We start from the raw sequence: 23,614 nt of genomic DNA, 5'->3' as shown, positions 1-23,614 counted from the left end.
ATCAATCACTCCTTCACGGGGAACCAGCCGGTGACGGCGGGCTCGGTGTTCTGGTAGATGTGCTTGGCCTCGCGGTACTCGTCTAGGCCGCTGGGGCCGAGTTCGCGGCCAGTGCCGGACTCTCCGAAGCCGCCCCACTCCGCCTGCGGCAGGTAGGGGTGGTAGTCGTTGATCCACACCGTGCCGTGGTGCAGGGCGCGGGAGACGCGGTTGGCTACCCCGGCATCGGAGGTCCACACGGCCCCGGCCAGGCCGTAGCGGGTGTGATTGGCCAGTGCGATGGCCTCGGCCTCGGTGCTAAAGGTCTCCACGGTGATGACGGGGCCAAAGCCCTCCTCGATCACGGCGGGGTTGTCCTTATCGCAGTGATCCAGCACCGTGGGGGAGTAGAAGTACCCGGCCTCATGCTCCGGGCCGCCCCAGTCGCCTCCCACGCGCAGCCGGGCCCCGGCCTCCACGCCGCGCCGGACGTAGTCGGTGACCTTGTCCCGGTGCTCCCGGGAGATCAGCGGGCCGGTGTGGGCCTGCTGGTCGAAGGGGCCGCCCATCACGATGTTCCCTGCGCGCTCCACCAGGGCGTCCACGAAGCGCTCCGCGATGGACTCCTGCACGATGAGCCGGGTGCCCGCCGAGCACACCAGGCCGGAGTCCACGAACCCGGCGTTGAGGGCGTTGTCCAGGGCGGCGTCGAAGTCCGCGTCCGCGAAGACGATGTTGGGGTTCTTGCCGCCCAGCTCTAGAGCCACCTTCTTCACCGTGGGCGCGGCGGCGGCCGCGATGGCCCGCCCGGTGACCAGGCCGCCGGTAAAGGAGACCATGTCCACGTCCGGGTGCTCGGAGAGCGGCGCGCCGACCTCGGCGCCCGCGCCGAGCACCAGGTTGGCCACCCCGGCGGGCAGGCCGAGCCCGTCCAGGACGTCCATGAGCAGGATCGCGGTGTGCGGCGTGAGCTCCGAGGGCTTGAGCACGAAGGTGTTGCCCGCGGCCAGCGCGGGGGCCACCTTCCACGCGGCCTGGAGCAGCGGGAAGTTCCACGGGGTAATCATGCCGCACACGCCCACCGGCTCGTAGACGACGCGGGAGATCACGGCATCGTTCCCCGCGTCCACCAGGCGGCCGGGGTGGTGGTCGGCGATCTTGCCAAAGTAGCGGAAGCAGGAGGCGATGTCGTCCATGTCGATCTCGGCCTCCACCAGGCGCTTGCCGGTGTCCAGGGCCTCGGCGCGGGCGAACTCGTCGCGCCGCCGGGTGATCTCCTCGGCCACCTTCAGCAGCAGGTCGCCGCGCTCGGCGGCCGGGCGCGCGGACCACTCCCCGGCGTCGAAGGCCGCGCGGGCGGCGGCGATGGCGCGCTCGGCGTCCTCCCGGCTGCCCTCGGAGACCGTGCCCACCTCGGAGCCGTCGGCGGGGCAGACGATGGTGCGGGTGGCGTTGTTGGCGGCCCCCGTCCACTCGCCGTCGATGTACAGGGTCTTAGTCATGGTTATCCTCCCATTTCTGCGGCGCGGCGGCGTGAACCTCCCCGGTGGGGGCGCCGGCGTCGCCGGTGAGCGTCATGTAGTTCAGGTGGGCCTCGTAGGCATCCAGGACGTCAGCGATCACCTGATCGCGCGTGTAGCCCATGATGCTGTGCCCGCGCGAGCCCGTGGCGGAGAAGACCTCCACGCGGAAGTAGACGTCGCGCACCACGGCCAGGTTAGCGGCAAAGTTGGGCACCGCGTGGGCCACCGGATACGCCTGGTACTTGAAGTCATCCTGGTCCGGGAAGCACACCACCAGGTCCGCGTAGGGGATGGGGTACTCCGGGTGGGTGCCCCGGTGATAGTGCACCTCCACGCCCAGGCCTTCTAGCTCCGCGCCCACCGCCTCCAGGGCGGGCTGCGCGGTGTCCTCGATGAATCGCGCGGTTTGCTCGGCGGTGGGGAAGGCCATCTTCCGCGTGAGCCGCTGCTTCCAGGAGCCGCGCGGCTCCGAGGTGTGCTGCGCGCCCGCGAGGGCGTGGCGGCGGGCCTGCGCGGAGTAGCGCTCTCCGCGCAGCACCTTCCACAGAGAGAACATCAGCAGGTAGAGCACCAGGGAGAAGGGCAGCCCGATGAGCACCGTGGCGGCCTGGAGCGTGTACACCCCGCCGATGAACAGCATGACCAGGGTGAGCAGACCCGTCATCACCGCCCACACTATGCGCAGCCAGGGCGGGCCGTCCTGCTCGGTGGGGCCGCTGGCGCCTGCATTGTCCGCCTTGTCCGGGGCCTGGGACGTCATGGTCGCCATGACCAGGGAGCCGGAGTCCGCGGACGTGACGTAAAACAGCAGCCCGGTGAGCACCGCCAGGCCAATGGTCACGGTGGCCCCGGGGTACTGCTGTAGCACCTCGAAGAATCCGGACTCCGGGGCGTCCATGATCCGTTGCGCCAGGCCGGGATCGGAGCCGAAGGCGTCCAGGGCGGCGTTGCCAAAAACGGACACCCACAGCAGGATGAAGCCAAAGGGAATAATCAGCACACCCAGGATGAACTCGCGTAGGGTGCGCCCCCGCGAGATGCGGGCCAGAAACAGGCCCACGAAGGGCGCCCAGGCGATCCACCACGCCCAGAAAAACAGCGTCCAGTCCGCCAGCCACTGATCCGCCGGGTAGGCCTCCGTGCCGGAGGTGTAGGCGAAGGTGTTGAGCATCATCGAGGGAAAGGAGCTGAGGAAGTCCCCGACGTTTTGCACCAGGGCGTCCAGCAGGTGGCTGGTGCGCCCGGAGAGCAGCACCCAGGCCATGAGCCCCACCGCCAGCACCACGTTCAGCTCGGAGAGCCGCCGGATGCCCTTGTCCACCCCGGAGACGGTGGAGACGATGGTAATCCCCACGGACAGGATGATGAGCGCCACCTGCACCGAGGTGCCCGTGGGCAGGCCGAACAGGAAGTTCAGCCCGTAGTTGAGAAACACCACCCCGATCCCTAGGGAGGTGGCCACGCCGAACACCGTGCCCAGCGTGGCCGCCACCTCCACGCCGTGGCCCACCGCCCCGTGAATGCGCCGCCCGAAGATCGGGGCCAGCGCCGAGCGCACCGAAAGCGGCAGGTGATAGCGGTAGGCGAAGAGCCCGAAGGCCATGCCCATCAGGGCGTACAGCGCCCAGCCAGGCACGCCGTAGTGGAACATCGTCCAGATGGTGGCCATGCGGGCGGCCTCCTCGGACAGCGGCGCCACGTCCGGCGGGGTGAGGTAGTTGGTGGCGGGCCCCGAGACACCAAAGAACATCAGGTCCACCCCGATGCCGGCGGCAAAGAGCATGGCGGCCCAGGTGAACACGTGAAATCGCGGCGTGGAGTGATCCGGCCCGAGCTTGGTGTTGCCGATCCGCGAGAGCGCCACCACCAGCACGAAGGCCACCACGATCCCGGCGGTGAGGATGTAATACCAGCCCAGGTTGGTGGATACCCAGTCCATCGCCCCGAAGATCGTGGTCTCCGCCTGCCCCGGCGCCAGCCACGCCCACACCACGAAGGCGAGGATGAGGGTGGCGGAGGTGAAAAACACCGGGCGATTCAGCGGAGAGTGCGCGGGGGAATGGGGCACGGGCGATTCCTCGTCCTGGGGGTAGGGGGCAGAGTCGTCTCCACCCACGGTAACGGAAGCGGCGGGGCGGTGCCGGGCTAGAGCGTGACGACGCCTCCCCGGGAGGGGCCTTGGGGTGGGCGAGAGGTAGTTTAGGCAGGTGAGAGGGGGTGAAACCCCTCGCCCTGCTCGGACCGTGAGTGCGGCTACGGCACCCGGTGCGTCCACTCCCGCGTGCCGAACTTCTCCTCCACGAGCCTGCGCGCCGCCGCGAGATCCTCCTCGCTCAGCTCCCCGGGGCGGGAGGAGTAGCGGGCCCGGAAGCCGTCGATAAGCGCGGAGACGACCTCCTCCCGGCTCACGCCGGTCTGGCGGCGCAGCGGGTCCACCCGCTTGGCGGCGGAGCGCAGCCCCTTGTCCGCGATCTTCACCTTGCCCACGCGCAGCACCTCCGTCATCTTCTGGGCGTCGATGTCATAGCTCATGGTGGTGTGGTGCAGCACCGCGCCGGGCACGCGCTTTTGAGCGGCGCCGCCGATCTTGCCCTGGTCCGAGGTGATGTCGTTGATGGGCACGTACCAGGCGTTCACCCCGAGGGAGCGCAGCCCGGCCAGCACCCATTGGTCGAGGTAGCGGTAGGAATCCACGTAGCTTAAGCCCCGCACCGCCTGCTCGGGCACGTAGAGGGAATAGGTGACGCAGTTGTCACCCTCCATGAACATGGCCCCGCCGCCGGAGATGCGGCGCACGGGCACGATGCCGTGCCGCTCCACGCCGCGCTGGTCCAGCTCGTTGGCGTAGCTCTGGTAGGAGCCAAAGACCACCGCGCGGTCCTCCCAGTCCCACAGGCGCAGGGTGGGGCCGCGCCGCCCTGCGGCGACCTCGTGCAGCAGGTGCTCGTCCAGGGCCACGTTGAGCGGGGTGGGCAGCGCGCCGGGGCGCAACACCTCCCACTCGTAGTCGGTGAGATCCTTCGCGTCGAGCACCGCGCGGCGGGCGGCCAGGGCGACGTCGGCGGTGGAAAACCCGTGGAGCTGGGCGCCCAGGGGAGCCAGCGCCGCGTCCAGGCGCTGCTGGAGCTGCTCGGCGGTGTCCGTGAGCGGCGCGCCGACGAGCGCGCGGGTCAGCGCGGGGAAGGCCTCCTCGGGTTCCAGGAAGAAATCGCCGGAGACGCTGGCGGCGGTGATCCGCTGGCCGTCCTCGGAGACGTCCACTACTACCAGCTTTCCGCCGGGAACCTTGACTTCACAGTGATGATCGGTGCTCATGTGTCAATGGTACGGGCGCTTCCATGCCGCCGTGGGGCGCGGTGGAACCACACTGGTCACGGCGCGGCATGGAAGAATCCCGTAGAATCCCGTAGCCCTACGCGGCGGCCTCGTGGTGCCGATAGGCGCGCCCCATCAGCGGCAGGAGAGCCGCCGCAAGCGCCGCGCAGAGCGCCAGCGCCAGGGGGAACCGGCCGGGGTCGAGCGCGGACTCGCCCCAGGAGGGCAGCGCGAGGAGCCACAGGGGCGTGGCGGCCAGGACGTCCCCACCCAGGGTGAGCGAGACGATGGCGCCCATCACCCCTAGCCCGAGGGCCAGGCCGGGGGAGAACCGCACGGTGAGCAGCAGCCACAGCAGCGCGAGCACGGTCCCGGTGGTGCACCACAGCGCCGCGCGGGCGGCGGCCCGCCCTATCGACTCCCCGGCCGCGACGGTTCCCAGGGCGGACGCCAGGCACACGATCCACACCAGCCCCAGGTGCCACAGCGTTACGGCGCCGCGCAGTCCCGGGCGGCGCGGCACCGCGATGCGCCACGCGGGGGCGAGCCCGCCCCACGCCATCATCGGCAGTATCGCGGTGCCCAGGGGGAGGACGAGGAACGTGGTAAGCCCGGTGACCACGAACGGCGGGTACACGGCGGCGGCGTAGGCGAGCACCGCGAGCGTGGCGAGGAGCAGCGGGTAGACGCCGCGACGTCGGGCGGCCAGCACGGGGACGCACAGCAGGCCCAGCCGCGTGGGGCGGGCGGCGGAGCCGCCGGGGGAGTAGGCGATTCCGGCCGAGGCGTCCCCGCTTTGGTGGCCACGCCCCGGCGCCCTCCACCACGAGCGCGGGGCGCAGGCGACGGCGGCCGCGAGGGCCACCGCGTTCAGGAGCGTGCAGGCGGCCAGGACCGGCCACGGGTGGGGGATCGGCTCGCCGGGGGAGAAGGGGACGAGGCTGGCGTGCGTGCCCAGAAGCGGCAGTTCGAGGCGCACGGGCCAGGCCGGGGGAACCGCCCACCAGTGCGGCCACTCCGCGCAGAGCAGCCCGGCGGCCTGCCAGGCCACGGCACACAGCAGGGGCGCGACGGCGCCGGTGGACCGGCCCAGCAGTAGGAAAACGCAGAGCACGCCCACCTGGCCCCACCAGGAGGCCAGCCCGGCGAGGAGGATCGCGCCCGCCCCGTCGTAGCCCCGAAGCAGGGCCGCGCACCAGGACGGCCCGAAGGTCAGCGCCGTGAAGGCGCCCAGCAGGCCCGCGAGCACCAGCACCCGCGCGGCGCGCTGGGCCGCCGGGGAGAAGGGGCGCCACTGCGTGCCCCCGCAGCGGGCGGCGCGCTCGCGCCTTTCCGCGAGCACGCAGAACAACGCGGTCAGCGGCGCGGCCATGCCAGTGATGTACATGCTCTGCCAGGAGAGCAGGACGGCGGCGTCGCGTCGGTCGGAGGCCACGGCGGGGAGAACGGCGCTCAGCCCGCCGATGAGGAGGCCGAGCAGCGGCAGCCACGCGACCGCGCTGCGCCGGGTGCGCAGCAGCTCCGCGCGCAGGGCGCGGGGAAGGGATTGGAGCATCAGTTCCGCCCCTCCCGCGCGTGGGCGGATGCGTCCGCGCCGGAGGTCAGGGTGAGGAACCGCTCCTCCAGCCGCTCCGGCGGGGCGAAGTCGGTCAGCGTTCCGGCGTATTGGGTGCGCCCGTGGGCGAGCACCGTGAGGTCGTCGGCCATGTGGGTGACCTCCCCGAGCTGGTGGGAACTCAGGAGCACCGCGCCGCCGCGGCGCGCCCACTGGAGCAGGAAGCCGCGCAGCTCCACGATGCCCTGGGGATCGAGGCCGTTGTGGGGCTCGTCGAGCAGCAGGACCTTGGGATCGCCCAGCGTGGCGATCGCCAGGGCCAGCCGGGCCTTCATGCCGGTGCTGAAGGCCGAGGCGCGCTTGCGGGTATCGGGCAGGCCCACCGCGCGCAGCGCCCGCAGCGCCTCGGAGCGGGGCAGCCCCAGCAGGTGGCAGTGGATCGCGAGGTTCTCCACGGCGCTTAAGTGCGGGTAGAGCGCGGGGCCGTTGATGCTGGCGCCGATGTGGCGCAGGCTCTCGCGGGTGCGCGGAGCGCCGAGGACGGTGACCTCGCCCGCATCGAGCCGCAGCAGCCCCAGGATGGCCCTGTAGGCGGTGGACTTGCCCGCCCCGTTGCGCCCGATCAGGGCGTGGACGCGGCCGGGGCGAACGGTGAGGTTGAAGTGGTCGAGAATGCGCTGCCCACCGAGGCTGACGCGCAGGCCACGGCAGGTAAGGGAGGGAACATCGGTAGTCATGACCGCTACTATCGCCCGCGCGCGGCGCGGCGTGATCCCCGCGCGGGGTGATTATGGGGAGGGAGATTCTCCCCCGTCGGGGGGAGGGGCCAGGCCCGCGCGGTGCGCGAGCAGCACCAGGGCCACCCGGTCCCGGCAGTGCAGCTTGGCGAGGAGGTGGGAGACGTGGGTCTTCACGGTGGCGGCCCCGATGGTCAGCTCGGCGGCGATCTCGGCGTTCGTGTGGCCCGCCGCGATGAGGGAAAGGATCTCGAGCTCGCGCGCGGTGAGCAGGCTCAGCCCCTGGCGCTGGTGGGCTGGCAGGACGCTCGCGCCCGCCACGGCACGCCGGTAGGCGCGCAGCACGTGCCCGGTCACCCCGGCGCTGAGCACGGATTGCCCCCGGTGCACGCTGTGCACCGCCCGGACCAGCTCGGCCGGGTCCGCGTCCTTGAGCAGGAACCCGGAGGCGCCCGCGCCGATGGCCTCGCGGATCAGGGAGTCCTCGTTGAAGGTGGTCAGCATGAGCACGGCCACGCCGTGCGGGGCCAGGGCGCGCGCGGCCTCGATCCCGCCGACCCTGGGCATGCGGATGTCCAGCACCGCCACGTCCACCCGGTGCTCCCGGGCGGCGCGCAGCGCCTCCTCGCCGTCGTGGCACACGGCCACCACGGCGATGTCCTCCTCGGCGGACAGGATCGTGGCGAGCGCCGAGGCGAGCAGCGGTTGATCGTCAGCCAGCAGCACGCGGATGGGCGGGGTCATCGGGGTTCTCCTAACGGAAGTTCGGCGCGCACGAGCCAGCCGCGCTCCGTGGGGCCGGCGCGCAGCGTGCCGCCGAGCGCCGCGGCGCGCTCGCGCATGCCCACCAGGCCGGTACCGCACCCGGCGGGCATGCCCGGGCCGGAGGGCGCGGAGGTGAGCGAGCGCGGCGCCCCGACGCTCTCCACCGTCAGGGCCAGGCCGGAGGCCTCCTCGGTCAGGCGGTAATCCACGGCCGTGCCCGCCCGCTGGTGGCGCAGCACGTTGGTGAGGGCCTCGGCGGTGATGCGGCACACCGCCAGGGCGTGCTGGGCGGGCAGGCGGGAGAGGAGATCGGCGGGATAGTCCGCGCGCACGGCCAGGCCCAGCCCGCGAAAGCCCTCCACGATCTCCGCGAGGGTGGCGGGCCCCTCCGGCGCGGCTGCGGGCGCGCCGGGGGAGCGCAGGGCGGCGACGATCCCGCGCACCTGCGCCAGGGCCTCCGCGCTGACGTCTCGCACGGTGCCCAGCGCCGCCACGGCCGCCTGGGGGTCGGTGCGCGCGCCGATGATCCCGGCGGAGGACTGCACGTTGATGAGGGTGAGGTTGTGGGCGAGGACGTCGTGAATCTCCCGGGCGATGAGGAGGCGCTCGCTTTCCCGCGCCGCCTCGCGCTCCCGCTCGCGCCGCCGCTGCTCGGCGCGCCAGTGCAGCGCCCACAGGAAGGCCACGCCCAGCAACGCCCAGTGCAGCGCGAGGAAGCCGAGGAGGGAATCCCCGGAGCGATAGTGAAGATCGTCCGGGCCCCGCAGCTCCCACATGAGCGGGCTGGCGGGCGCGGCCGCCGCGCAGGCGAGGAGCGCTCCCCAGGCGAGGCGGCGATCCGGGGCGTGGCGGGTCAGGGAATAGACCGCCATCGGCGCGGCCATGAGGTACGGGGGAAAGCCCGTGTTGGCGGGCGTGGCGGCGATGAACGCGAGGCACCAGGCCGCGAGCAGCCCCAGCAGGGCCCCGGCGGCGGGGATGACCCGGGTGCGCCACAGCGCTAGGGCGGGGACGAAGCCGAGGGAGAGCGCCGCCTGCGCGCACAGCACCGGGGTGGGGTGTGCGGCGGCGATGCTCACGTACATCGCGGCGAGGACGCAGCCAAGGAGCGCCGCGACGGCGTCGCCGCGCCGGAGCCGCAGTCTCCGCATGCCTTTCATGGCCGCCTCCCTAGCCCACAAACTCCGCCAGGTACCGCCCCGTGGTGGTGCCGGAGGCGGCGAGGTCGGCGGGGCTGCCGCTGAACACCACCCGGCCGCCCTCGGAGCCCGCGCCCGGGCCGAGGTCGATCACGTGGTCGGCGCGCGCGATCACCGAGAGCGAGTGCTCCACCACGATCACGCTGGACCCCGCGTCCACCAGGCGATCCAGCACGGAGATCAGGTTCTCCACGTCCGCCAGGTGCAGGCCGCGCGAGGGCTCGTCCAGCATGTAGCGGGTGGCGTTCTCCGCCATGTGGGTGGCGAGCTTGAGGCGCTGGCGCTCGCCCCCGGACAGCTCCGTGAGCGGCTGGCCCAGGGTGATGTAGCCCAGGCCCACGTCCCGCAGCCTGCCGCAGATCTTTGCGGCGGCGGGCACCCGGGAGTCCTTGGCGGCAAAGAAGTCCGCCGCCTGGGCGGCGGTGAGCTCCAGCACGTCCGCGATGGTCAGGCCGCCCAGGGTGTACTCCAGCACGGATGGGCCAAAGCGGCGCCCCTCGCACACCTCGCAGGGGGTGGCGATGCCGGACATGATGCCGAGGTCCACGTAGATCACCCCGGCGCCCTTGCAGTGCGGGCAGGCGCCGTCGGAGTTGGGGGAGAACAGCCCGGGCTTGACACCCCCGGCCTTGGCGAAGGCCTTGCGGATGGGGTCGAGCGCCCCGGTGTAGGTGCCGGGGTTGGAGCGGCGCGAGCCCTTGATGGCGCCCTGGTCGATGTACACGGTGGACTCGTCGCGCGGCAGGGCGCGCACCAGGGAGGACTTGCCCGAGCCCGCCACGCCGGTGATGGCGGTGAGCACGCCCAGGGGGACGTCCACGTCCACGTCGCGCAGGTTGTTGTGGCGCGCCCCGCGTACCTTCAGCGCGCCCGTGGGCCTGCGGACCTCGGCCTTGAGGCTGCCCTTGTCCCGCAGGTGCGCGCCGGTGACGGTGCCGGAGGACTCCAGGCCGGACACCGGCCCGGAGTAGCACACGGTGCCGCCCTCGGAGCCCGCGCCGGGGCCCATGTCCACCACGTGATCGGCGGCCAGGATGGTCTGCGGGTTGTGCTCCACCACCAGCACGGTGTTGGAGTTATCGCGCAGGCTCGCCAGCAGGCCGTTCATCTTGTCCACGTCGTGGGGGTGCAGCCCGGCGGTGGGCTCGTCAAAGACGTAGGTGATGTCCGTGAGCGGGGAGCCCAGGTGCCGGATCATCTTGGCGCGCTGCGCCTCGCCGCCGGAGAGCGTGGAAGTGGGGCGGTCCAGGGTGAGGTAGCCCAGGCCCACGGCGATGAAGTTATCGAGGGTGGCGCGCAGGGCGTCGAGAAGCGGCGCGAGGTTGGGGTGCTCCAGGCGGGCGGCCCACTCGCGCAGCTCGGTGATCTCCATGGAGCAGAGCTGGGCGATGTTGGCGCCGTCGATGGTGGATTCCAGGGCGTGCGGGGCCAGCCGCGTGCCGCCGCAGGCGGGGCAGGGGATGAAGGTGACGGCGCGGTCCACGAACGCCCGGATGTGCTTTTGCATGCCCTCGCGCTCCTTGGACAGCATGGAGCGGCGCAGCCGGGGCAGCAGCCCCTCGTAGGTCATGTTGATGCCCGCGATCTCCCTCTTGGTGGCCTCCTTGTCCAGGAAGTCCGCGCGCTGCTGCGGCGTGAAGTCCGCGATGGGCACGTCCGCCGGGAACAGCCCGGACTCCGCGTACATGCGGTAGGACCACCCGCCGGTCTTGTAGCCCGGCACCTTCAGCGCGCCCTCCTGCAGGCTCAGCGCGGGATCAAAGACCTCGTCGAGGTCGAAGTCCGTGACGCGCCCGGTGCCCTCGCACTCCGGGCACATGCCGCCGGTGCGGTGGAAGTCCTGCCGCTCCTTCTTGCCCCCGTTGACGGACATCGCCCCGGAGGCGCTCACCGAGGGGACGTTGAAGGAGTAGGCTCCCGGCCCGCCCGCGCTGGGAGAGCCCATGCGGGAAAAGGCGATGCGCAGCATCGCGGTGGCGTCGGTAGCCGTGCCCACCGTGGAGCGCGGGTTGGCCCCCAGGGGCTCCTGGTCCACCACGATGGCGGTGGTGATGCCCTGCAGCAGGTCCACGTCCGGCCGGGGCAGCGAGGGCATGAAGCCCTGCACGAAGGACGAATACGTCTCGTTGATGAGCCGCTGGGACTCCGCGGCGATGGTGGAAAAGACCAGGGAGGACTTCCCGGAACCGGACACCCCGGTGACCACCGTCAGGGAGCGTTTGGGCAGCTCAAGGCTGACGTCGCGGAGGTTGTGCTCGCGCGCGCCAAAGACGCGGATGGTGTCATGCAGGTCGCTCGTGGTCATGCCCGCGATCCTACTAGGGGCCCGGGACGGTTATGTTCGAATGTATGTCTGTTACTCACGACGCCCCCGAGGGCCAGCCGGAAAGCCAACCCGACAACCCCGAAAGACCCGCGCGCGGCGGACGCGCCCGCGCCTTTCTGCGGGAGGTGACCTACCCGCACAGCATTCACCCCGCGCTGGTGCCCGGCGTGAGCGTGGAGGACCAGCGCATCCGCTACCGGATCGACCGCCCCATCACGCTGATGGTGGGCGGTCTGATCCTCGCGTTCGTGGCCTGGGGGATCATCGCCCCCGCCCAGGTGCTCGACGTCTCCACCGTGGCCCTGGACTGGGTGATGGTCAACCTCGGCTGGGTGTTTACCACCCTCGCCATCGGGCTGGTGGCGGTGCTGCTGGCGCTGGCGTTCTCCCGCTACGGGCGCATACCGCTGGGCCTGGACGGCGAGGAGCCGGAATACTCCACCCTCTCCTGGGCGGCCATGCTCTTTGCCGCCGGCATCGGCATCGCCATCATCTTCTTCGGCCCCTTCGAGCCTATGAGCTTTTACCTCAGCCCCCGGCCCGGCGCCTACGAGGCCGCCTCCCAGGAGGCGGTGCTGGGCGCGCTGGCGCAGTCCGCGCTGCACTGGGGGATGAACGCCTGGGCCATCTACGCGGTGGTGGGCCTGTCCGTGGGCTACGTCTCCTACCGGCGCGGGCGCGTGCCGCTGATGAGCTCCATCCTCATGCCGCTGCTGGGCAACCGCCCCACCACGTCCGCCCCGGCGCGGATCATCGACTCCCTGGCGATCATCGCCACGCTCTTTGGAACGGCGGCCTCCCTAGGCATCGGTGCGCTGCAGATCGGCACCGGAGTGGAGGTGGTCACCGGGTGGTCGCGCGAGGGCAACGCCCTGGCCATCGGGGTGATCGTGGTGCTGACCATCGGCACCATCGCCTCCGCCGTCTCCGGGGTGGCCCGGGGCATCCGCTGGCTCTCCAACATCAACCTCGTGCTGGCCATCGGCCTGGCGCTGTTCTTCTTCGTGGCCGGACCCACGGCCTTCCTTATCAACATGCTGCCCGGCGTGCTGGTCACCTACCTGGGCTCCATGCCGGATATGCTGGCGGCCAACATGGGGCAGGGGGAGGAGATGCGGCGGTTCCTCTCCGGCTGGACCACCTTCTACTGGGCCTGGTGGGTCTCCTGGTCTCCCTTCGTGGGCGTGTTCGTGGCCAAGATCTCGCGCGGGCGCACCATCCGGCAGTTCGTGCTGGGCGTGCTGTTCATCCCCTCCACCATCATCATCCTGGCGTTTAGCATCCTCGGCGGCACCGCGATCTGGCTGCAGCGCCGCGACGGCGACATCGCCCCCGGCGACGACCCCGCGGCGCTGCCCGACCCCGAGCACATCTTCTTCGTGGTCCTCGACCACCTCCCCGGGGCGCAGGTGGTGGCGCCCATCGTGATCGTGATGCTCGCCGTGTTCTTCATCACCACGGCGGACTCCGCCTCCCTGGTCAACTCCCAGCTCTCGCAGCAGGGCAACCCCCAGTCCCGGCGCCGCGTGACGGCCTTCTGGGAGCTGTGCATGGCGGGCATCGCGGTGGTGATCCTGCTCGCGGGCGGGGACAACGCGCTTAAGGGGCTACAGAACCTCATCACCATCACGGCCCTGCCCTTTGCGGTGATCCTGGTGGGCATGGTGGTGGCGCTGCTCAGGGAGCTGCGGCACGACCCCGCCGTGATCCGCCAGGACTACCAACACCGGGCCGTGGCCAACGCCGTGGTGCACGGGGTGCGCGAGTACGGGGACAACTTTGCGCTGGCGGTGGAGCCCAGCGAGGCCGGGGAGTACGCCACCGGCGCGGACTTCGACTCCGCGGCCGAGGAGGTCGTGGAGTGGTACGCGCGCACCGACGAGGAGGGCAACCGCGTGGGGTATGACTACGAGACCGGGGAATACCTGGAGGAGCCCAACGACGGCCCGGCGTAGGCTCAGCGGCGGCGAGGCGGCGCTGAGCCTACGCTCGCTACGCCCCCTCCGCCTCGAGGAACCGCCGCCACTGCGGCCACTCGCGGGCCGACTGCAGGGCCCCTCGGTCGAAGGACCCCTTGAGCTTGTCCCCGTTGAGCTCGGTGGAGGCCACGAGCCTGCCGGTGGGGTAGAAGAGGTAGGCCCTGCCCTGGCGCTCGTACTCGAGCAGCCGTGCCATCGTGCGGTTGTACCGGGTGTGGCGGGTGATGAGCCGCTCGGCCACCACCGGATAGTTGTTGAGGAGGCTGCGCAGCAGCCCGGGGCGTCGGATGGGGGTCTTGGTGTAGCCGCGCGGGTGGGTCAGCACCACGAAGAAGCGGGTGTAGCCGTCCGCCTCGGCGGCATCCAGGGGAATCCCGCCGGAGGGCCCCAGCGCGCCGTCCACGTAGGAGACGCCGTCGATCTCCGGGAGGGGCATGAGCAGCGGCAGCGTGGAGGAGGCGCGCACGCGGGCCAGGAGGGCCTCGGAGCTGTCCACGTCCGAGCGACCCCAGTACACCGACCGGCCGGTGTGCGCCTCCACCGCGCCGATGCGGTACTCGGTGGGGGATTGGGCGATGGCCTCGTAGTCCAGCGGGCCGGGGAGGTTGAGCGTGGGGGCGCGGCCGTAGATGTATTCGGCGTTGAAGTAGCCGCGCCCGCGCAGCAGGGAGGTAACGCCCCCGAATTGGGGATCTGCGGCGAAGTCCACAAAGTTGTGCCGAGTGCGTTCGCGCTCACCAGAAAGGTAGTTCACGGTGTGGGTGGCCCCGGCGGAGATTCCGCCGACCCATCCGAACTTCACGCCTTCTGCCAGTAATTTATCCACGACGGCCGCCGTGTAGGAGGCGCGCATTCCCCCGCCTTCGAGGACGAGCGCGGTGTTGGGCGCATCGATCGTCATGGTGCCACGGTACCCGTTCGGCGCCCCGCTCGCGGCCCGACGAGGGGCGCGAAAGGTACATTGCCAGGTATGACCTCCTCCACAGCCCGGGTGAGCACGCAGCGTCCCTCTCGCTACGCCAAGCAGTTGGCCGAGCACTTTGGCCGCAAGATCACCGCGGACTGGGACGCGCAGGCGGGGCGCGGATCCCTGATCTTCGATCACCCGGAGCGCCCGGTGCGCGGGGAGGTGTCGCTGGTCGCGGGCGAGGGGGTGCTGCTGATGCACCTGGAATGCCCCACAGAGGGCGAGTGCGAGGAGCTGGAGCGCGTGGTGGCCCTGCACCTGGTGCGCTTTGGCGCCAGGGACGAGCTGCGGGTGCGGTGGCGCCGCGCGGGCGGCGCGGAGGGCAGCGCCTGGGGCGTGGAGGACCTGGATTAGCCTATAATCTTGCGCAAAGACATAACACGGGTGCCCGGCCGAGCGCTGGGCTGAGATGCCGCGCTGCGCGGCAAACCGTATGAACCTGATCCGGTTAGTACCGGCGCTAGGGAGGATGAATATGGGTGGGATGGGTGTGCGCGTCACGCCGTGGCGCGTGGTGGACATCGTGGTGGCCGCCGTGCTGGGCCTGGCCTGCGGGCTGATCTTTGTGACGTGGAACTTCCTGGGGTCGCTGTGGCTCAACGCGATGGACGCGCTCACCCCGGGCCTGGGCGGGCTGGCCACGGGGATCTGGCTGATCGGCGGGGTCCTCGGCGGGCTGGTGATCCGCAAGCCCGGCGCGGCGCTGTTCGTGGAGGTCCTCGCGGCGATCGCCTCCATGCTCCTGGGCAGCCAGTGGGGGGTGAGTACCATCTATTCGGGCATCGCCCAGGGACTCGGGGCGGAGCTGGTGTTCGCGCTGACGCTGTATCGCTCCTTCCGGCTGCCCACCGCCGCGCTGGCGGGGGTGGGGGCTGCGGCGGGGGCCTTCCTCCTGGAGCTGTTCACCGCCTCGAACCTCGCCAAGAGCCTGGAATACAACCTCATCTACCTCTCCTGCCTGCTGGTCTCCGGGGCGCTGCTGGCGGGGGTGCTCGGCCACGCCCTGGTCGGGGCCCTGGCGCGCACGGGCGCGCTGGATCGCTTCGCCGCCGGGCGCGAGGCGCGCGGGGTCGCATGACGCGGGGCAGGCAGGGGGCACGCAGGCGGGGGGCGCGGACCCCGCGTCCGGCCCATCACCCGCGCGGGGCGGGGGTGGAACCGGGGGCCATCCGCGCGCGCGGCTTCGGCTGGCGCCACGCCACCCGCGCCCGGGCGGCCCTGGCGGGCATCGACCTCGACGTGGCCCCCGGCGAGCGGATCGTGCTCACCGGGGACTCCGGGGCCGGAAAGTCCACGCTGCTGGGGGCGCTCGCGGGCGTGCTCGGCGGGCAGGACGAGGGGGAGCGCTCGGGCACCCTGGACGTCGGCGGCGTGGTGGGCCTGGTGCTGCAGGACCCGGACTCCCAGGTCATCGCCAGCCGCGTGGGGGACGACGCCGCCTTCGGCTGCGAGAACCTCGGCGTGCCGCGCGCGGAGATCTGGCCGCGCGTGCGCCGCGCGCTGGACCTCGTGGGCCTCGACCTGCCCCTGGACGCCCCCACCCGGTACCTTTCTGGGGGGCAGAAGCAGCGCCTGGCGCTCGCCGGGGTGGTGGCGATGGGCGCGGACGTGGTGCTGCTGGACGAGCCCACGGCCAACCTCGACCCCGAGGGGCGTCGAGAGGTGCGCGGGGCCGTGGACGCCCTGGTGGCGCGCACCGGGGCCACGGTCATCGTGGTGGAGCACCGCCCGGAGCCGTGGGGCGACCTGGCCACGCGCTTTCTCCACCTGGGCGCGGACGGCCTGCGCGAGATCACCGCGCGGGAGCTGCCGAGGCGCCCCCACCTGCCCCCGGCCCGCCCGGAGCTGGCCCGGGGCGAGGACCTGCTGCGGGCCGAGCGGGTGCGCACGGCGGCGGGGCGGGAGCACTCGCTGCGCCTGCCGCGCGGGGCCTCCACGGTGATCACCGGCCCCAACGGGGCGGGCAAGACGCAGCTCGCGATGGTGCTCGGCGGGCTGGTGGCCCCGCGCGCGGGGCGGCTGCTCCTGCACCCGGACCTCGCCCGGGGCCTGAGCGCCCCGCCGCACCGCTGGCGCTCCCGGGACCTCGCGCGGCGCATCGGCACCGTGTTCCAGAACCCGGAGCACCAGTTCGTGGCCCGCACCGTGGAGGAGGACCTGCTGGTGGGCGGACCCGCCGCGCGCGCCGAGGAGCTGATGGAGCGCCTGCGGCTGACCCGCCTGCGCGGGGCCAACCCCTACACGCTCTCGGGGGGAGAGAAGCGCCGCCTCTCCGTGGCCACGGCCCTGATGGGTGATCCCGCCCTGGTGGTGCTGGACGAGCCCACCTTCGGCCAGGACGACGCCACCTTCGCGGAGCTGGTCGGCCTGCTGCGGGGGCTGACCGAGCGGGGCACCACGGTGGTATCCATCACCCACGACGAGGAATTCGTGCGCGCCCTGGGCGATCAGCACCTGCACATACCCGGGCGGAGCGAGGGCCACGGCAACGACGGAGGCCACGGCGCGCCGGGAGGGGAGCGGCCATGAGGCTCATGCGCGGGGTCAACCCCGTGACTCGGCTGGCGGCCATGATGGCGTCCACCACGCCGCTGCTGCTGAGCCTGGACTGGCTCTCTGCCCTCGTGGCCATCGCCCTGACCGTCGCGCTGGCCCCTGCGTGCGGCCTGCCGCTGCGCGCGCTGGTGCGGCGCGCCCTCCCGCTGCTGGCGATCGCCCCGGTCACGGGCCTGTCCATGCTGCTCTACGGGCGTCCCGGCGGCCGGGAGCACTTCTCCTTCCTCACCGTTCACGTCACGGATAACTCCCTCTCGCTCGCCCTGGCGGTGGTGCTGCGCGTGCTCGCGCTGGGCCTGCCGGTGATGGTGCTCTCCGCCCGCGTGGACCCCACGGACCTGGGCGACGGCCTGGCCCAGGTGGCGCGCCTGCCCGCGCGCTTCGTCATCGCCTCCGTGGCGGCGGCGCGGCTGGTGACCCTGGTGCGCGACGACGCCGCTTCGCTGCGCCGGGCGCGCCGGGCCCGCGGTGTGGCGGATGGGGGTCGGGTGCGCGGCGCGCTGGGTCTGCTGTTCGGCCTGCTGGTCTCCTCGCTGCGCCGGGGCGCCAAACTCTCCGTGGCGATGGAGGCGCGCGGCTTCGGGCACACCGATACCGCCCGCACCTGGGCGCGGGCCGCCACCGTGGGCCGCCGCGACGCGCTGGCCCTGGCGGTGTGGGCGCTGCTCCCGGCGATCGCCCTGGGCTGCGCCTGGGCGGCGGGCACGTTCCGGCTGCTGGGGGTGGCATGATCCGCACCTGGCTGATCGACGGCCCCTCGGGCTCCGGCAAGACCACCCACGCCGCCGCGCTGGGTGCGCGCCTGGGGCACCGGGTGGTGCACATGGACGATCTCTATCCGGGGTGGTGGGGCCTGGCGGAGGGCTCGCGGATCGTGGCCGAGGAGGTGCTGCGCGTGAGGGCGCCGGGCTACCATCGCTGGGACTGGGAGCGCGACCGGCCCGGGGAGTGGGTGGCGCTGCCCGAGGGGGAGCCGCTGATCGTGGAGGGGGTGGGCGCGATGACGCCCGCGACCGTGGCGGCGGCGCGGCGGCGCGGGGCGGTGCGCACGGTGCTGGTGACCGCCCCGGAGGGGCTGCGGCGGCGTCGGGCCCTGGCGCGCGATCCGTATTATGAGCCGTGGTGGGAGACGTGGGCGCGGCAGGAGCGCGCCCATTTTGCCGCCGTGGCGGGCCTGGAACCGGACGAGAGGATCGACAATGGCGAGGACGGCGGCCCCGGGAGCGTCGGGGGAACCGGCGGAGCCGGGGGATGAGCGGCGCGGGCCGATCCGCGTCGCGGCGGTGATCCTGCGCAACGCGGTGGGGGAGGTGCTCACGGTGCGCAAGCGCCACACGGGGTCCTTCATGTTTCCGGGCGGGAAGCGGGAGCCCGGCGAGGAGGCGGTGGAGACGGCCCGCCGCGAGATAGCCGAGGAACTGGGCCTGAACCTGCGCGCGGAGGACCTGACGCCGCTGGGTGCGATGTCCGCCCCGGCGGCCAACGAGCCCGGGCGGCGCGTGGAGTGCGAGGTCTTTGAGTGGGGCGGGCGGCTAGACCGGCTACCCGGGGTGCGCGCGGAGATCGCCCAGGCGCGCTTTTACCCGGTGGGCTCCGCCGCCGCGGAGCTGGCGCCGCTGACGCGCGACGTGGTCTTCCCATTGTTGTTAGGTACCTACCAGGAAGATTAGGCCTATAGCAGGCTTCACAGACTATGCTGTCTGAAAAAGTGTGAAGGAGACAGCATGGTGTGGAAAAGGGTGATCGCCGTTGCTGCGGCGGTCGGAATATCGGCGGGGGGATTGGTAGCCTGCGGCGCGGAGGACCCCACGGACTACATCACGGCCAACGGCTTGGAGCCGCAGAACCCGCTGATCCCGGCCATGACCAACGAGAACGGCGGGGGCAGGGTCATCGAGCTGCTGTATTCCGGGCTCGTCTCCTACGACGCCGAGGGCAACCCCTACAACGAGCTGGCGGAGTCCATCGACTCGCCGGACGGGAAGAACTACACCATCCGGATCAAGCCCAGCTCCTTTGCCGACGGCACCCCGGTGCGCGCCCAGAACTTCGTGCGCGCCTGGAACTACGCGGTGGAGCACTCCCAGACCCTGGAGTACGCCTTCGAGGGCATCGAGGGCTACGCGGAGGGGGTGGCCGAGCTCAGCGGCCTGAACGTGGTGGACGATTACACCTTCACCGTGGCGCTCAAGGACGTGCAGACGGACTTTGCCACCCAGCTCGGCTACCAGGCCTACTTTCCGCTCCCGGACTCCGCCTTCGAGGACATGGAGGCCTTCGGCCAAAAGCCGGTGGGCAACGGCCCCTACGCGGTCAAGGAGTGGACGCACTACGACAGCATCCGCCTGGTGCCCAACGAGCACTACGAGGGCTCCAAGCGGGTGCACAACGACGGCGTGAAGTTCCTCTTCTACGCCACCCTGGACGCGGCCTACGCGGACCTGCTGGCCAACAACCTCGACGTCCTCGACACCCTCCCGGACACCGCCTTTGCCACCTACCAGGAGGAGCTGGAGGGACGGTCGGTGAACCAGCCGTCGGCGGTGTTCCAGGGCTTCATCGTGCCCGAGCGCCTGGAGCACTTCTCCGGGGAGGAGGGCAGGCTGCGCCGCCACGCTTTGTCCCGGGCGATCAACCGCGAGCAGATCACGGACCTCATATTCGAGGGCACCCGGACCCCGGCCACGGACTTTACCTCCCCCTCGGTCCCCGGGCACGCGGACGATCTTCCCGGGGTGGAGGCGGTGGACTACGACCCGGAGGAGGCGCGCCGCCTGTGGGCCCAGGCGGACGCCCTTTCCCCGTGGAGCGGGGAGTTCACCATCGCCTACAACGCCGACGGCGGCCACCAGGCCTGGGTGGACGCGGTGACCAACCAGATCCGCAACGCGCTGGGCATCGAGGCGGTGGGCAAGCCCTACCCGGACTTCAAGTCCCTGCGCGACGACGTCAAACAGCGCGCCACCAGCGGCGCCTTCCGCTCCGGGTGGCAGGCCGACGTCCCCGTGCTCAGCGACTTCCTCCAGGCCACCTTTGCCACCAACGGCAGCGGCAACGATAGCGACTACTCCAACCCCGTGGTGGACGAGCAGCTCGCCCTGGGCAAGGCCTCTGCCACGGCGGAGGAGGCCAACGAGCACTACAACCTGGCCCAGGAGCAGTTGTTCAAGGACCTGACCACCATCCCGCTGTGGTACGCCAACACCGTGGGCGGGCACAGCGAGGACGCCGAGTCCGTGGTGTTCGCCTGGAACGGCCTGGCGATGCTCAACGACGTCAGGAGGGTCCAGCGATGATGCGCTATGTGGGCCGCCGCCTGCTTCAGATGCTCCCCGTGTTCTTCGGGGCCACCTTCCTCCTGTACTCCCTGGTGTTCCTCATGCCGGGCGACCCGGTGGCCGCCCTGGGCGGCGATCGGGGCCTCTCCGAGGCCGCGCGCCAGGCCATCGAGGAGGAATACCACCTGGACAAGCCCTTCCTGGTGCAGTACCTGCTGTACATCAAGGGGATCTTCGCCCTGGACTTTGGCACCACCTTCTCCGGGCAGCCCGTCTCCGAGGTCATGGCGCGGGCCTTCCCGGTGACCATCGTGCTGGCCGTGATGGCGCTGATCTTCGAGGCCGTCTTTGGCGTGCTCTTCGGCGTGATCGCCGGGGTGCGCAAGGGCGGGATCTTCGACTCCACCGTGCTGGTGCTCTCCCTGCTCGTCATCGCCGTGCCCTCCTTCGTCATCGGCTTCGTCCTGCAGTTCCTGGTGGGCGTCAAGTGGGAGCTGCTGCCCGCCACGGTGGGCAGCAACGAGTCCCTCGCGGCGCTCATCCTCCCCGCGGTGGTGCTCGGGGCCCTCTCCTTCGCCTACGTGTTGCGGCTCACCCGCCAGTCCGTCAGCGAGAACCTCCAGGCGGATTACGTGCGCACCGCCCGGGCCAAGGGCCTTTCCTCCCGCCGCGTGATGACGCACCACGTGCTGCGCAACTCCCTCATCCCGGTGGTCACCTTCCTCGGCGCGGACCTGGGCGCGCTCATGGGCGGGGCCATCGTCACCGAGGGCATCTTTGGCATCAACGGCGTGGGAGGGGCGATCTACCAGGCGATCCTCAAGGGGGAGCCGAGCACCGTGGTCTCCATCGCCACCGTGCTGGTGATCGTGTACATCCTGGCCAACCTGCTCGTGGACATCATCTACGCCGTGCTCGACCCGAGGATTCGCTATGCCTAACTACCCCCACCAAGAGCATTTCGTCGCGGACGTCAATCCCCCCGCACAGGATCGCGCCACCGCGCAGGCCCCGGCCGCGCCCCTTTCCCAGTGGGCGGTGGCGTGGTCCTACCTGCGGCGCCGCCCGCTGTTTTGGGTCAGCGCCGCCCTGATCCTCCTGGCGGTGCTCGTGGCCGCCTTCCCGCAGCTCTTTAGCTCGGGCGACCCGCGCGCCTGCGACCTGGCCCGCTCGCTCGCCGGGCCGGAGTCCGGACACCCCTTCGGGTTTGACCGCCAGGGCTGCGACATCTACGCCCGCACCGTCTACGGGGCCCGGGCCTCGGTGGCGGTGGGCGTGCTCACCACGGCCCTCGTGGTGCTCATCGGCACCCTCGTGGGCGCCGTGGCGGGGTACTTCGGGGGCGTGGCGGACGCCGTCCTCTCCCGCCTCACGGACGTGTTCTTCGCGGTGCCCCTGGTGCTCGCGGCGGTCGTGGTCATGCAGATGTTCCGCGACCACCGCACCATCCTGACCGTGGTGCTCGTGCTGGGGATCTTCGGCTGGACCAGCATCGCGCGCATCACGCGCGGCACGGTGATGAGCGTGAAGAACGAGGAGTATGTCACGGCGGCCCGCGCGATGGGCCAGCCGGGGTGGAAGACCCTGGCCACCCACATCGTGCCCAACTCCGCCGCCCCCATCGTGGTCTACGCCACGGTGGCCCTGGGCACCTTCATCGTCGCGGAGGCCACCTTGTCCTTCCTGGGCATCGGGCTGCCCTCCACCGTGGTGTCCTGGGGCGGGGACATCTCCGCCGCCAGGAGCAGCCTGCGCACCAAGCCGATGGTGCTGTTCTACCCCTCGGCGGCCCTGGCCCTGACCGTTTTAAGTTTCATCATGATGGGCGACGTGGTGCGTGACGCCCTCGATCCGAAGGCGAGGAAGCGATGAGCGCGACCGACGCAACGCAAGAAGTTCAGCCGCTGCTGCAGATCAGCGACCTCCACATCACCTTCGACGCCGCCGGGCCGGTGCACGCCGTCAAGGGCGCCAACCTCACGGTCTACCCGGGGCAGTCCGTGGCCATCGTGGGGGAGTCCGGCTCCGGCAAGTCCACCACCGCGATGTCCGCGATGGGGCTGCTGCCCCCGAGCGCCCGCGTCACCGGCGGCTCGGTGCTTTTCGACGGCCGCGACGTCACCCGCTACACCGAGAAGCAGTGGCAGGAGGTGCGCGGCCGCCAGATCGGCCTCGTGCCGCAGGACCCCATGAGCAACCTCAACCCCGTGTGGCGCGTGGGCTACCAGATTGCGGAGGCCCCCGGCGACGAGGACGTGGTGGCCCTGCTGGAGGAGGCCGGCCTGGAGGACGCCGCCCGGCGTGCCCGGCAGTTCCCCCACGAGTACTCCGGCGGCATGCGGCAGCGCGCGCTCATCGCCATGGGCCTGGCCGCCCGCCCCAAGCTGCTCATCGCGGACGAGCCCACCTCCGCCCTGGACGTGACGGTGCAGAAGCTCATCCTGGACAACCTCGAGGCCCTGACCCGCGAGCTGGGCACCGCCGTGCTTTTTATCACCCACGACCTCGGCCTGGCCGCCCAGCGCGCCGAGCACCTGGTGGTGATGAGCCAGGGCCGCGTGGTGGAGTCCGGACCCAGCCGCGAGATCCTCTCCGACCCCCAGCACCCCTACACCCGCCGCCTGGTGCAGGCCGCCCCGGCCGTGGGCACCCCCGGCGCGCCCCGGCGCCGCCCCGGGGAGGAGAAGGTCATCAGCGTGGAGAACCTGACCAAGGACTTTGGCAAGAATCGCGCGGTGGACGACGTCTCCTTCTACGTGCGCACCGGCACCACCACGGCGGTGGTGGGGGAGTCCGGTTCCGGCAAGTCCACGGTGGCCAACATGATCCTCGGGTTGCTGCAGCCCACCTCCGGGATCGTGCGCTACAAGGGCAGGAACCTCGACGAGCTCTCGCGCCGGGAGAAGTTCGAGATGCGCCGCCGCATGCAGGTGGTGTTCCAGAACCCCTACGGCTCGCTCGATCCCCTGTACTCCATCCAGCGCTGTATCGAGGAACCCATGCGGATCCACGGGATCGGCCGCAAGGAGCGGGAGCGGCGGGTGGGCGAGCTGCTGGAGATGGTGGCCATGCCCGCCGCGACGGCCCGGCGCTACCCCAACGAGCTCTCCGGCGGGCAGCGCCAGCGCATCGCGATCGCCCGCGCGCTGGCCCTGGACCCGGAGGTGATCGTGCTCGACGAGGCGGTTTCCGCCCTGGACGTGGTGGTGCAGGACCAGGTGCTGAGCCTGCTGGGCCAGCTCCAGGAGGACCTGGGCCTTTCCTACCTCTTTATCACCCACGACCTCGCGGTGGTGCGCCACACCGCGGACGACGTGGTGGTGATGCGCGGCGGCAGGATCGTGGAGCGCGGGGACACCGAGCAGATCTTCCGCAACCCCGCCGAGGAATACACCCGCAACCTCATCGACTCCGTGCCGGGGTGGGGGTAGGCGG

The 23,614-nt window shown here is 71.4% G+C and carries 20 protein-coding genes and 1 riboswitch; of the genes, 11 read left to right on the top strand and 9 right to left on the bottom strand.

Annotation, left to right across the window (positions count from 1 at the left end; all coding sequences use genetic code 11):
- Positions 1-5 precede the first annotated feature (5 nt).
- The 8 genes from B140_RS0107655 to B140_RS0107620 form a co-directional block, all read right to left on the bottom strand.
- Entirely contained in the window at positions 6-1,481 is a 1,476-nt protein-coding gene (locus B140_RS0107655; RefSeq protein WP_018118774.1) for an aldehyde dehydrogenase family protein, read from the bottom strand.
- A complete protein-coding gene (gene betT / locus B140_RS0107650) occupies positions 1,474-3,570 on the bottom strand; it encodes a choline BCCT transporter BetT (protein WP_018118773.1) in 2,097 nt (698 codons plus the stop codon). Before betT ends, B140_RS0107655 begins: the two co-directional genes overlap by 8 nt.
- A 185-nt stretch (positions 3,571-3,755) precedes the next feature.
- Entirely contained in the window at positions 3,756-4,817 is a 1,062-nt protein-coding gene (gene lplB, locus B140_RS0107645) for a lipoate-protein ligase small subunit (protein WP_026166133.1), read from the bottom strand.
- Between the two features lie 97 nt (positions 4,818-4,914).
- Positions 4,915-6,372, bottom strand: a complete 1,458-nt coding sequence (locus tag B140_RS0107640) for an ABC-2 family transporter permease (RefSeq protein ID WP_018118771.1) — start codon at positions 6,370-6,372, stop codon at positions 4,915-4,917.
- Positions 6,372-7,109: an ABC transporter ATP-binding protein gene (locus tag B140_RS0107635; RefSeq protein WP_018118770.1), complete on the bottom strand. Its 738-nt coding sequence runs from the start codon at positions 7,107-7,109 to the stop codon at positions 6,372-6,374. The genes B140_RS0107640 and B140_RS0107635 overlap by 1 nt, the downstream gene beginning before the upstream one ends.
- 51 nt (positions 7,110-7,160) lie before the next feature.
- Positions 7,161-7,853, bottom strand: coding sequence for a response regulator (locus B140_RS0107630; RefSeq protein ID WP_018118769.1), 693 nt, complete (start codon positions 7,851-7,853; stop codon positions 7,161-7,163).
- Positions 7,850-9,025 (bottom strand): sensor histidine kinase, encoded by a 1,176-nt coding sequence (locus tag B140_RS0107625; RefSeq protein ID WP_018118768.1) that lies wholly within the window; start codon positions 9,023-9,025, stop codon positions 7,850-7,852. The genes B140_RS0107630 and B140_RS0107625 overlap by 4 nt, the downstream gene beginning before the upstream one ends.
- Positions 9,026-9,044: 19 nt before the next feature.
- Positions 9,045-11,378 (bottom strand): ATP-binding cassette domain-containing protein, encoded by a 2,334-nt coding sequence (locus B140_RS0107620; protein WP_018118767.1) that lies wholly within the window; start codon positions 11,376-11,378, stop codon positions 9,045-9,047.
- A gap of 44 nt (positions 11,379-11,422) precedes the next feature.
- Between B140_RS0107620 and B140_RS0107615 the strand changes: the two genes are divergently transcribed.
- Positions 11,423-13,354 carry a BCCT family transporter gene (locus B140_RS0107615; protein ID WP_211208152.1) on the top strand — a complete coding sequence of 644 codons (1,932 nt, stop codon included), beginning with the start codon at positions 11,423-11,425 and terminating at the stop codon, positions 13,352-13,354.
- 37 nt (positions 13,355-13,391) lie between these two features.
- On the opposite strand, the gene B140_RS0107610 is transcribed toward B140_RS0107615, so the two are convergent.
- The gene (locus B140_RS0107610) at positions 13,392-14,279 is read right to left on the bottom strand and encodes a patatin-like phospholipase family protein (protein WP_026166131.1); all 888 of its coding nucleotides are present in this window, start codon (positions 14,277-14,279) and stop codon (positions 13,392-13,394) included.
- Between the two features lie 69 nt (positions 14,280-14,348).
- Here B140_RS0107610 and B140_RS0107605 point away from each other — a divergent pair, with 69 nt between their 5' ends.
- From B140_RS0107605 to B140_RS14560, 10 genes are all read left to right on the top strand, one after another.
- The gene (locus B140_RS0107605) at positions 14,349-14,699 is read left to right on the top strand and encodes a DUF2218 domain-containing protein (protein ID WP_018118764.1); all 351 of its coding nucleotides are present in this window, start codon (positions 14,349-14,351) and stop codon (positions 14,697-14,699) included.
- 16 nt (positions 14,700-14,715) lie between these two features.
- Positions 14,716-14,830: riboswitch (TPP riboswitch) on the top strand.
- Positions 14,830-15,423: an ECF transporter S component gene (locus B140_RS0107600; RefSeq protein WP_018118763.1), complete on the top strand. Its 594-nt coding sequence runs from the start codon at positions 14,830-14,832 to the stop codon at positions 15,421-15,423. Its footprint overlaps the riboswitch before it by 1 nt.
- A gap of 74 nt (positions 15,424-15,497) precedes the next feature.
- Positions 15,498-16,874, top strand: a complete 1,377-nt coding sequence (locus B140_RS0107595) for an ABC transporter ATP-binding protein (RefSeq protein ID WP_018118762.1) — start codon at positions 15,498-15,500, stop codon at positions 16,872-16,874.
- Positions 16,871-17,632: an energy-coupling factor transporter transmembrane component T family protein gene (locus tag B140_RS0107590; RefSeq protein WP_018118761.1), complete on the top strand. Its 762-nt coding sequence runs from the start codon at positions 16,871-16,873 to the stop codon at positions 17,630-17,632. Before B140_RS0107595 ends, B140_RS0107590 begins: the two co-directional genes overlap by 4 nt.
- A complete protein-coding gene (locus tag B140_RS0107585) occupies positions 17,629-18,156 on the top strand; it encodes a nucleoside/nucleotide kinase family protein (protein ID WP_018118760.1) in 528 nt (175 codons plus the stop codon). The genes B140_RS0107590 and B140_RS0107585 overlap by 4 nt, the downstream gene beginning before the upstream one ends.
- On the top strand, positions 18,101-18,571 hold the full coding sequence (locus B140_RS0107580) for an NUDIX hydrolase (RefSeq protein ID WP_018118759.1): 471 nt from the start codon (positions 18,101-18,103) through the stop codon (positions 18,569-18,571). The genes B140_RS0107585 and B140_RS0107580 overlap by 56 nt, the downstream gene beginning before the upstream one ends.
- Positions 18,572-18,625: 54 nt before the next feature.
- Positions 18,626-20,197, top strand: coding sequence for a peptide ABC transporter substrate-binding protein (locus B140_RS0107575; RefSeq protein WP_040426225.1), 1,572 nt, complete (start codon positions 18,626-18,628; stop codon positions 20,195-20,197).
- On the top strand, positions 20,194-21,120 hold the full coding sequence (locus B140_RS0107570) for an ABC transporter permease (protein WP_018118757.1): 927 nt from the start codon (positions 20,194-20,196) through the stop codon (positions 21,118-21,120). Before B140_RS0107575 ends, B140_RS0107570 begins: the two co-directional genes overlap by 4 nt.
- Entirely contained in the window at positions 21,113-22,051 is a 939-nt protein-coding gene (locus tag B140_RS0107565) for an ABC transporter permease (RefSeq protein ID WP_018118756.1), read from the top strand. Before B140_RS0107570 ends, B140_RS0107565 begins: the two co-directional genes overlap by 8 nt.
- Positions 22,048-23,610 carry a dipeptide ABC transporter ATP-binding protein gene (locus B140_RS14560; RefSeq protein ID WP_018118755.1) on the top strand — a complete coding sequence of 521 codons (1,563 nt, stop codon included), beginning with the start codon at positions 22,048-22,050 and terminating at the stop codon, positions 23,608-23,610. The genes B140_RS0107565 and B140_RS14560 overlap by 4 nt, the downstream gene beginning before the upstream one ends.
- Positions 23,611-23,614 lie beyond the last annotated feature (4 nt).

Source organism: Corynebacterium mastitidis DSM 44356 (assembly GCF_000375365.1).
Lineage (GTDB): Bacteria > Actinomycetota > Actinomycetes > Mycobacteriales > Mycobacteriaceae > Corynebacterium > Corynebacterium mastitidis.
Note: the sequence above shows the minus strand (reverse complement) of the source record. Positions and strands in the feature narration are given on the sequence as shown.

Excerpts from the sequence above, each read along its gene's own strand:
- B140_RS0107655 (WP_018118774.1), bottom strand. The coding sequence starts at position 1,481 with ATGACTAAGACCCTGTACATCGACGGCGAGTGGACGGGGGCCGCCAAC.
- lplB (WP_026166133.1), bottom strand. The coding sequence starts at position 4,817 with ATGAGCACCGATCATCACTGTGAAGTCAAGGTTCCCGGCGGAAAGCTG.
- B140_RS0107640 (WP_018118771.1), bottom strand. The coding sequence starts at position 6,372 with ATGCTCCAATCCCTTCCCCGCGCCCTGCGCGCGGAGCTGCTGCGCACC.
- B140_RS0107635 (WP_018118770.1), bottom strand. The coding sequence starts at position 7,109 with ATGACTACCGATGTTCCCTCCCTTACCTGCCGTGGCCTGCGCGTCAGC.
- B140_RS0107630 (WP_018118769.1), bottom strand. The coding sequence starts at position 7,853 with ATGACCCCGCCCATCCGCGTGCTGCTGGCTGACGATCAACCGCTGCTC.
- B140_RS0107625 (WP_018118768.1), bottom strand. The coding sequence starts at position 9,025 with ATGCGGAGACTGCGGCTCCGGCGCGGCGACGCCGTCGCGGCGCTCCTT.
- B140_RS0107620 (WP_018118767.1), bottom strand. The coding sequence starts at position 11,378 with ATGACCACGAGCGACCTGCATGACACCATCCGCGTCTTTGGCGCGCGC.
- B140_RS0107615 (WP_211208152.1), top strand. The coding sequence starts at position 11,423 with ATGTCTGTTACTCACGACGCCCCCGAGGGCCAGCCGGAAAGCCAACCC.
- B140_RS0107610 (WP_026166131.1), bottom strand. The coding sequence starts at position 14,279 with ATGACGATCGATGCGCCCAACACCGCGCTCGTCCTCGAAGGCGGGGGA.
- B140_RS0107605 (WP_018118764.1), top strand. The coding sequence starts at position 14,349 with ATGACCTCCTCCACAGCCCGGGTGAGCACGCAGCGTCCCTCTCGCTAC.
- B140_RS0107600 (WP_018118763.1), top strand. The coding sequence starts at position 14,830 with ATGGGTGTGCGCGTCACGCCGTGGCGCGTGGTGGACATCGTGGTGGCC.
- B140_RS0107590 (WP_018118761.1), top strand. The coding sequence starts at position 16,871 with ATGAGGCTCATGCGCGGGGTCAACCCCGTGACTCGGCTGGCGGCCATG.
- B140_RS0107585 (WP_018118760.1), top strand. The coding sequence starts at position 17,629 with ATGATCCGCACCTGGCTGATCGACGGCCCCTCGGGCTCCGGCAAGACC.
- B140_RS0107580 (WP_018118759.1), top strand. The coding sequence starts at position 18,101 with ATGGCGAGGACGGCGGCCCCGGGAGCGTCGGGGGAACCGGCGGAGCCG.
- B140_RS0107575 (WP_040426225.1), top strand. The coding sequence starts at position 18,626 with ATGGTGTGGAAAAGGGTGATCGCCGTTGCTGCGGCGGTCGGAATATCG.
- B140_RS0107570 (WP_018118757.1), top strand. The coding sequence starts at position 20,194 with ATGATGCGCTATGTGGGCCGCCGCCTGCTTCAGATGCTCCCCGTGTTC.
- B140_RS0107565 (WP_018118756.1), top strand. The coding sequence starts at position 21,113 with ATGCCTAACTACCCCCACCAAGAGCATTTCGTCGCGGACGTCAATCCC.
- B140_RS14560 (WP_018118755.1), top strand. The coding sequence starts at position 22,048 with ATGAGCGCGACCGACGCAACGCAAGAAGTTCAGCCGCTGCTGCAGATC.